7 protein-coding genes, 1 tRNA gene and 1 pseudogene are annotated in these 8,648 nt (G+C 67.6%); 4 read left to right on the plus strand and 5 right to left on the minus strand.

What is annotated here, in order from left to right; all coding sequences use genetic code 11:
• Positions 1-814 precede the first annotated feature (814 nt).
• Genes MFF30_RS01825 through MFF30_RS01840 form a run of 4 tightly spaced genes read left to right on the plus strand, consistent with a single transcriptional unit; the run spans position 815 to position 5,284 of the window.
• Positions 815-1,909, plus strand: coding sequence for a toxic anion resistance protein (locus MFF30_RS01825; RefSeq protein WP_238275817.1), 1,095 nt, complete (start codon positions 815-817; stop codon positions 1,907-1,909).
• Positions 1,906-3,471 (plus strand): vWA domain-containing protein, encoded by a 1,566-nt coding sequence (locus MFF30_RS01830; RefSeq protein ID WP_238275818.1) that lies wholly within the window; start codon positions 1,906-1,908, stop codon positions 3,469-3,471. Before MFF30_RS01825 ends, MFF30_RS01830 begins: the two co-directional genes overlap by 4 nt.
• Positions 3,472-3,473: 2 nt before the next feature.
• Positions 3,474-4,178: a 5-bromo-4-chloroindolyl phosphate hydrolysis family protein gene (locus MFF30_RS01835; protein ID WP_238275824.1), complete on the plus strand. Its 705-nt coding sequence runs from the start codon at positions 3,474-3,476 to the stop codon at positions 4,176-4,178.
• On the plus strand, positions 4,169-5,284 hold the full coding sequence (locus tag MFF30_RS01840; protein WP_238275826.1) for a substrate-binding domain-containing protein: 1,116 nt from the start codon (positions 4,169-4,171) through the stop codon (positions 5,282-5,284). The genes MFF30_RS01835 and MFF30_RS01840 overlap by 10 nt, the downstream gene beginning before the upstream one ends.
• A gap of 726 nt (positions 5,285-6,010) precedes the next feature.
• Here the strand turns inward: MFF30_RS01840 and MFF30_RS01845 are convergent.
• The 5 genes and pseudogenes from MFF30_RS01845 to MFF30_RS01865 all read right to left on the minus strand — a co-directional run.
• Positions 6,011-6,084 (minus strand) — tRNA-Gln (locus MFF30_RS01845).
• Between the two features lie 172 nt (positions 6,085-6,256).
• On the minus strand, positions 6,257-6,574 hold the full coding sequence (locus tag MFF30_RS01850) for a hypothetical protein (protein ID WP_238275828.1): 318 nt from the start codon (positions 6,572-6,574) through the stop codon (positions 6,257-6,259).
• Positions 6,575-6,699: 125 nt separating this feature from the next.
• Entirely contained in the window at positions 6,700-7,590 is an 891-nt protein-coding gene (rfbA, locus tag MFF30_RS01855; RefSeq protein WP_238275829.1) for a glucose-1-phosphate thymidylyltransferase RfbA, read from the minus strand.
• Positions 7,587-8,495 (minus strand): dTDP-4-dehydrorhamnose reductase, encoded by a 909-nt coding sequence (gene rfbD, locus MFF30_RS01860; protein ID WP_238275831.1) that lies wholly within the window; start codon positions 8,493-8,495, stop codon positions 7,587-7,589. Before rfbD ends, rfbA begins: the two co-directional genes overlap by 4 nt.
• Positions 8,496-8,514: 19 nt before the next feature.
• Positions 8,515-8,648, minus strand: a pseudogene (locus MFF30_RS01865) (dTDP-glucose 4,6-dehydratase); the annotation flags it as partial.

Genomic DNA, 8,648 nt, shown 5'->3' on the forward strand with positions numbered 1-8,648 from the left:
GCGCGCGAGAGGATATTTGCTTCGCTGACCTTCGGTTCGCGCTCCAGCTTCAGTTGTCGGTTCTCCCGACGCAGCCGGACGAGCTCATCGCGCTCGACCGTTGTCAGGCCGGGGTCGGCGGGCGGTGGCTTCGCATCACGCCGTCCTTCGCTGCGGTCGGCCTCGGCCACCTAGTTGCGGATGGCCTGCGCCGAGGGCTCGAACTCGCGCGCCAGATCGTTCGGATCACGGCCGGTGCGGACCAACTCGATCATCGGTCGGCGGAACTCGGCGGGGTATGGGGGACGGCTCTTAGGCACTGGACATACACCTCACGCGAAAGCGGTCTCGGTTGTCCACCAAACCGGGGCAATCCCAGTCCGGATGCGAATGGACGGTACCTGCCACCGTCCGGCGTCGGGATGAAGGACACCCCAAGGGCGGGTGGTGGAGCGCTCAGCCGAGATCGACGATCGGATGTAGCGGGGACCGCTCTTGGAGGTCGACGGGTGGAAACCGACCACCTCGAACGTGCAGGGAACCGGACGCCGTCGACCATCCGCCGCCATAAACGCGCGGCTTCGGTCGCGCTGCCTGATGAGGTGGTTGTCCGGGTGTCCAGCAGTGAGGATGATCCGTCTGGTTGAGTTCGATTTCGAGCGCGCATCCTTCGTGTCATATCGCTGTCATCAAACATTCATCAGATCGAGAGGCGATCGAGTTCGACACACGACCGTGCGCCGCAATCCGGGTTCACCGCCAGAGGCTGTGCGCCGCGCTCCTCCGGCACGAGATGCAGCGTTTGCGAGCATCGCGGCCAAGCTGGGAGATATGAGTGATCGACCAAGTGCAGCTTCGATCCCACGATCGTGAGGGCGTGGCGAACGCGCCCCGCGCGGTGGAAACCGATCCGGCCCTCGTCCAGAGGATTCGCCGGGAGATCAAGCTCGACGACCGCTCTGCGTTGACGACCTATGGCGACCAGGCCCAGCGCGGCGTCGCCGCCTTCGCCGACGCGATCCTGCGCGACACCATGAACAAGGATTCGGGGGCTGTCGGCGAGCTCCTCTCCGACATGATCGTGAAGGTGAACAGCCTCGACCCGGGTTCCCTCGGCAAGGCGGGCCTCCTCGACAGGCTCTGGGGCGGGGCAAAAGCCAAGGTGCTGCGCTTCAAGGAAAAATTCTCGTCGCTGGCCGCGCAGGTCGACCGGATCTCCCTGGAGCTCGAACGCCGCAGCGACGACCTGCGCCGGGACATCGCGATGCTCGACGGGCTGTTCGACCGCAACCTCGCACAGATGCGCGAGCTCGAAGCCTACATCGTCGCCGGCACCGAGATCGTGGAGGAGGCGCGCCGGGACCAGATTCCCGCCCTCGAAGCGGAGGCGAGGGCGGCCGGGGACGGCATCGAGGGGCAACTCGTCGCCCAGAAGGCCTCCGACCTCGCCCAGAGCGTCGAGCGGCTTGAGCGCAAGGTCCACGACCTCAAGCTCAGCCGGATGATCGCGATGCAGACCATGCCGCAGATTCGATTGGTGCAGAACGGGGACGCTGCCCTGGTTGAGAAGCTGCAATCCTCGATCGCCACGACGATCCCGACCTGGAAGAACGGCATGACCATCGCGCTGGCGCTCCACCGCCAGGACGAGGCGCTGAAGCTGCAGCGCGAGGTCTCGGACACCACCAACGCCCTGCTGCGCGCCAACGCGGAGAAGCTGCGACAGGGCACGGCCGGCATCGAGCGCGAGGTCCAGCGCGGCATCGTCGACATCGAGACGCTGACCCACGTGAACCGGCAGTTCATCGACACCATCGACGAAGTCCTGGCGATCCAGCGGGACGGCCGCGCCAAGCGGCAGGCGGCCGAGACCGAACTCGTGCGGATTGAAGGCGAATTGAAACGCACGCTGCTGGGTCGCCCGGCGTGAGGCGCCTCCTCCGCCAGGGTTTCGCTGCCGTCCTGCTGTCGGCGTTCGGCGCCTGCGCAGGCCCACAACTGGACTTCGTGATCGCTTCCGGCTCCGAGAACCGAACGCTGGAGCCGATCGTCCAGGATTTCTGCCGGGCCCGGCGTGTGATCTGCCGCTTCGACTATCAGGGCTCCCTCGATATCGGCCTCGCGTTGTCGAACGAGCCTCCGGCCTTCGACGCCGTCTGGCCGGCCAACGCGATCTGGATTGAGCTGTTCGACCGCGACAAGCGCGTCCGCGACCTGACGCCGATTGCGCGTTCACCGGTGATTCTCGGCCTGCGCAGGAGCAAGGCCGAGGCGCTCGGCTGGATCGGCCGGCCGGTGGCGACGAGCGACATCGTCGAGGCAGTCAGGGATAAGAATGTGAGCTATCTGGCGAGCTCGGCCACGCAGTCGAATTCCGGCGCCGGCGCCTATCTCGCCATGCTCTCGGCGGCGCTCGGGTCGCCGGACGCGATCACGTTGGCGGATCTGAGGACGCCGGGGATGCAGGACACGGTCAAGACGTTGCTGTCTGGCACGGCTCGCACGGCCGGTTCGAGCGCCTGGCTCGCCGATCTCTACTTCAAGAGCCTGGAGGGCGGCACGGCCTATGACGGGATGTGGAACTACGAGGCCGTGCTCGCCGAGACCAATGCCGAGCTCAAGCGGCGCGGGGCGGAGCCGCTCTACGCGATCTATCCGAGCGACGGCGTCGCGGCAGCGAATTCCCCCCTCGGCTTCGTCGACCGCGGCAAGGGCGTGCCGGCGCGCAATTTCTTCGACGCCCTGCAGAAGCACCTGCTCTCGGCAGAGATCCAGACAAGGCTCGTCGCTCTCGGCCGGCGCCCCGCCGTCGGCGAGGCGCGCGGCGCCGTACCCGATCCGAGCTGGAACTACGACCCGTCGCGTCTGGTCGCGCTGATCCGGATGCCGGAGCCCACCGTGGTCCGCGCGGCGCTCGACCTCTACCAGGAGGCACTGCGCCGGCCCTCGCTCACGGTTTACTGCCTCGACTTCTCGGGAAGCATGGGAGGCCCGGGCGAGGACGAACTGAAGAAGGCCATGCGCTTCGTGCTCTCGCATGAGGAGGCCTCGCGCGTCCTCGTCCAGAACGGACCGGCCGACCGGATCGCGGTGATCCCGTTCGACAGCCGGGTGCGCGGCGTGACCCGCGGCAGCGGCTCGACGGCCGACGCGCCGGCCCTGATCCGTGCCGTGGAGAGCAACGATGCGACCGGCGGAACCAATATCTATGCCTGTGCCAAGGCCGGCCTCCAGGAGATCCGCGACACACCCGACACGGGCCGCTATCTCCCGGCGATCGTCCTGATGACGGACGGGCGTAGCGAGAACTACCAGCAGGACTTTCTCGACGCGTGGCGCAATGCCGGAGCCGACATCCCGGTCTTCGGCGTGACCTTCGGCGACGCCGACAAGACGCAGCTCGATACCCTCGCCGACGCCACGCGTGCACGGGTCTTCGATGGGCGCACCTCGCTGCAAGAGGCGTTCCGTGCCGTGCGGGGCTACAATTGAGCGTGCCCCGGCGTTCCGCACCGAGCTCATCGGTCGACCTCTGGGCCGGCCTCGCCGGCGGCATTTTTGCCCCGGTGGCGAGCTTCGGGTTCGGCCTGCCGCTCTGGGCCTCGCTGCCGGGTGCGGTCCTGATCTTCGTCGGCACGCGCCTCGCCTTCGCTCCGCGCGGGCTCTTCGAAGGGCTCGACCGCAAGACGCTCGATGGCAAGACGCTCGATGGGAAGGCGCTCGACACGGCCGGGCTCGACCTCGCCCGCGAAGTCCTCACGGCGGCACAAGTCGATCTCGCACGCCTGCGCGCCGCTGCGCACGCCGTGCGCGAACCGTCCGCCCGCCGCGACCTCGATCATCTCCACACCGTCGCCGCGCGGGTGATCGGCGAGGTCGAGCGGACGCCGAGGCGCCTGTCGAGCGTGCGGCGCCTTCTCACCTACTACCTGCCAGCGGCGGTGCGGCTCGGCGAGGGCTACGGGGTGCTGGAGGGGGCCAACCGGCCCGACCACGCCCGGCTCGATGCCGCCGGGGTGCTGATCGGACGCCTCGACACTGTCTTCGCCCGCCACGCCGACCGCCTCAGCGCGCCTGAGATCGAAGGCCTCGATGTCGAATTGAAGCTGCTCGCCGATGCGATCCGCGCGGAGGAGCGCGGTTCTCCGGACCTGTCCACGAAATCCCGTCCTGCGCCGGAGCCCTCGCCATGGCGCTGAACCGCCGCAACCTCGGCATCGGCCTGCTTGCCAGCGGCATCGCGGGCACCACCGGCGTCGCCCTGGTCGGTCCCAGGAGGATCGAGGGGCTGATCACCGGTACGAACCCCGATCAGGTCGCCCTGTGGGGCTTCATCGGCGGCGAGAAGCTCGACTTCGTCAAGAATCCGAAGGTGCGCGATCTGCTCTCGCGCCGCTACGGCCTGACCCTCGACGCGCGCCGGGCCGGCTCGGTCGAGATGGTGAGCGACGCTGCCCTCACCCGGCAGGAGCCGCAATGGCTTTGGCCGGCAAGCTCGGTGATGGCACAGCTTGCCCGGCGCAACGCCCTGCCGGTGCGCCGCGACGACGTCGTCTTCAACTCGCCGCTGGTGATCTACAGCTGGTCCCCCGTGGCCGAGGCGTTGGAGAAAGCCGGCTACGTCGAGCGGCGCGAGAACGCTTTCTACATCGTCAAGATGGCTGAGCTGATGGAGGCCATCGTCAAGCGCCTGTCCTGGAAGGACCTCGGCGTACCGGACCTCTACGGCCGCGTGATCGTCACGACGACCGATCCGCTGAAGTCGAACTCCGGCTTCAGCTTCGCCGCCCTTCTTGCCAACCTCTTCTCGGGCGATGTCGCCAGTCCGGAATCTGTAGTCCGCGATGGCGACAAGATCGCGACGATCTTCGAACGCATGGGCTACAAGGAGGCGTCCAGCGGCACGCACTGGAACAGCTACCTGACGGAGGGAATGGGCGGGAAGCCACTGATCGCCGCCTACGAGAGCCAGCTCGTCGAGTTCATCCTCGCGAACCCGGAGCGCTGGAGCGCACTGAAGAGTGCCAGGATCCGCCCAGTCATGCTCTACCCCGCGCCGACCGTGACCTCCTCGCACCCGATCATCAGCCTCGCCGCGGCGGCGGATCCCCTCGTCGCGGCCCTCACCGATCCGGACTTGCAGGAACTCGCCTGGAGCGAGCACGGCTTCCGGGGCAAGCTCGGCAGCGTGGGGCGCGGCGGCCCGTCGGTCGAGGGCTTGAGCCAAACCGTGTCGAGCCTGGTACCGATGCCGGATGCGGCAACGATGCTGGCGCTGATGCAACGGCTCCGAGCACCGAGCTGATTGAGTGCGGCAGCGTGGTCAAGTCTGTCTGTTGTCGAAGAGGCTCCTGCCAAAAGCATGATCTCGAACCGGTGTCCGCCTCTGAGGAAGAAGGCTTGCCGCGCATCGGACTGTCTCGAGAGCGAAGCGGTCGGGCGCGGCAATCCGTGCGAACGTCGAGTTTCATGGCTTCGCTGTGTCGATCGCCTTGGCGACGATACATAGACCTGGTGGAAGAGCGGACGGCCTCCCACCGACCCAGCCCGCTCTTACAAACATTTACGAGGGCTGCCTCGGAAGCGGACCGCAGCCTGCGTGCAGATCGCGACGCGAACTGGCCTTCGGCGCAATTCGCCAGCGTCCGCCCCATCGTTCGCCGAACTCATCAAAGAACCGAGCCGATGGCGCCTGTGCCGCAGCATAGCACGCGATCTTATCGATACACCGCGGGATCGAACGTCGGATCGCGGTCTCCGCCTGACCGAACCTGAACCGCCGTCGGGGCGGCATCTGCAATTCGGCGGGGCCGACGATACGTGGGACCGGACAGTCACCCGCCGCGTCGAACTAAATTGTGAAATATAAAATTTGACAGCAAAGCGTGCAAATAGATATTGCACGAAGTATATTTACGTAGATGGCTAAGCCAAGGCTCCGGAAAGCTTGTCTCAAATTTTTTGTGATGCCGCGCCAGCTTTAAGTGTGAAACGAATCACTCTTAGATGTTGCTGGCAGTAGTTAAATCAGTGGCTGGGGGACCAGGATTCGAACCTGGACTAGAGGAGTCAGAGTCCACTGTTCTACCGTTAAACTATCCCCCAAAATCCTCGCGTGGCTCGAGGATGGATCCGGTTGTTTCCGTCTGATCGGTGCGTCGCACCGGCCTGGATCGGCCCCGGTCCGTTCCGGTGGAGGGGCGATAGCATGGCTTTCCCGCAGGACGCAAGTGTGGTTCGCCGGGTAATCGCGGGGACCGGCGATCCGCGGAGCGAGTCAGGCGGTACCGGGTGGTGTCGTGCCGGTCTCGAGCATGGCAAGGGTGCGCAGGATCGCCAAGGCTACGATCTCGGAATCGGTATCCCCTTCCGGCGTCGCCGGCAGGATCGCCACGGTGCTGACCTCGTCGTCGGACAGGAAGCCCACCACGACCTTGTAGACATCGCCCTCGGGGGCGTCCGCGTCGTGGACGAGACAGACCCGGCAGCCATTCGCCTCCCCGTAGACGCGCTGCGTGAAAACCTGGACGCGCCGGGCATCGGGCTGTTCCGGTCGGCGCGGGGCGCCGAAGGTCGGGCGGATGATATTGTCCATGGTCGTTCCTATAGCCGAACGGCCGCGCGTCGGGGAGACCCCCTCCTGCGGCCGTGCGGAACCAAGGTGCCCCGTGAGGGCCGTCCGTCCGGTGCCGAAGGCGATCGAGCCCGGGGTGTGTCGTGTCAGCGCGACAGGAGGGTTTCGGGATCTTCCTTGGCGAGCTTGAGGAGGTTCTGGCCGTAAGCGGTCTTGGCGAAGAGCTTGCCGCGGGCGATGAGTTGCTCCTGGCCGATGAAGCCCTGCAGGTAGGCGATCTCCTCCAGGCAGGCCACCTGCAGGCCCTGCCGGTGCTGCAGGGTGCGCACGAACTCGGAGGCCTCCAGCAGGCTGTCGTGCGTGCCCGTATCGAGCCAGGCATAGCCGCGGCTCATCCGCTCCACGTGCAGCTGGCCCCGCTCCAGGTAGGCCTCGTTGATGCTGGTGATCTCGAGTTCGCCCCGCGCCGAGGGCTTCACGGCCGCGGCGATGTCCACCACCTGGTTGTCGTAGAAGTACAGCCCCGTCACCGCCCAGGGGCTCTCGGGCTCCGGCGGCTTCTCGACGAGCCGCAGGGGACGGCCCTCCTTGTCCAGGGTCACGACGCCGTAGGCCGCCGGATTGTCGACGTGGTAGGCGAACACCGTGGCGCCGGTCGTGCGTTCGCGAGCGCGCTTGAGCAACGCGCTCATGCCGTTGCCGAAGAACAGGTTGTCGCCGAGCACAAGAGCGACGCTGTCGTCGCCGACGAACTCGGCGCCGATGATGAAGGCCTGCGCGAGACCCTCGGGGCGGGGCTGCACCGCGTAGGTGAATGACAGCCCGAACTGCTCGCCCGTGCCGAACAGGCGCTTGTAGTTGTCCAGGTGCTCGGGCGAGGAAATGATCAGGATCTCGCGGATGCCCGCCAGCATCAGCACCGAGACCGGGTAGTAGATCATCGGCTTGTCGTAGACCGGCAGAAGCTGCTTGTTGATCGACAGGGTCGCCGGGTGCAGGCGCGTGCCCGTGCCGCCGGCTAGTACGATGCCCTTCATGCCTGTGTCTCCTTGGGCTGCTGCCCGGGTCCGATCAGCCGGTCGAGGATGTCCTCCAGCGCCTCGGTCCAGGGCCGGGGGGTCAGGCCGTAGGCTTGCGCCAGGCTCTGGGTCGAGAGCTGCGAGTTGGCCGGGCGCCGGGCCGGGGTCGGGAAGGCGCTAGTGGGGATCGGGTCGACGGGAATGTCCCGCCCCCCGCGCCGGGCGGCGGCCGCGACGATACCGCGGGCGAAGCCGCACCAGGTGGTGGCGCCCGCATTGACGAAGTGGTGCGTGCCCGTGGGCGCGCCCGGGTCGGTGGCGAGCCTCTGGGCGATGACCGCCAGGCCCGCGGCGAGGTCGCCCGCGCTGGTCGGGTTGCCGTGCTGGTCGTCGACCACGCTGAGACGGTCGCGCTCGGCCGAGAGCCGCAGCATCGTCTTGACGAAGTTGCCCCGGTGCGGGCTCACCACCCAGGCGGTGCGGATGATGGCGTGGCGCGGGTTGGCACTGCGCACCGCCATCTCGCCGGCCGCCTTGCTGGCGCCGTAGACGCTCCTCGGGTTCACCGGCGTCTCGGGGGTGCAGGCGCCCGTGCCCGCCCCGTCGAAGACGTAGTCGGTGGAGACGTGGACGAGGGGGATGCCGGCCCGGGCCGTGGCGGCGGCCAGCAGCGCCGGCGCCACCGCGTTCAGGCTCCAGGCGGCGGCGATGTCGCTCTCGGCCTTGTCGACAGCGGTGTAGGCGGCCGTGTTGACCACCGCCGCGTAGGCGCGCTGGCCGAGGGCCGCCGCGAGTGCCGCCCCGTCCGTGATGTCGAGCTCGCCGCGGGTCGGGGCGTGGAGGCGCACGTTCGCCCCCCAGAGGCCGGGGGCCTGCAGCTCGGTGCCGACCTGGCCGGCCCCGCCGAGGATGAGGATGTCCATGGGATCCGACATCCGCGGTTCAGGCCTCCTTGGGGGCCAGGCCGAGGCCGAGGCGCTCGCCGGTGTAGCGACCCTCGCGGATCGGACGCCACCAGGCCTCGTTGTCGAGGTACCAGCGCACCGTCTCCTCGAGCGCCCGCTCGAAGTCCTTGG

It is taken from the genome of Methylobacterium goesingense (assembly GCF_022179225.1).
GTDB classification, from domain to species: domain Bacteria; phylum Pseudomonadota; class Alphaproteobacteria; order Rhizobiales; family Beijerinckiaceae; genus Methylobacterium; species Methylobacterium goesingense.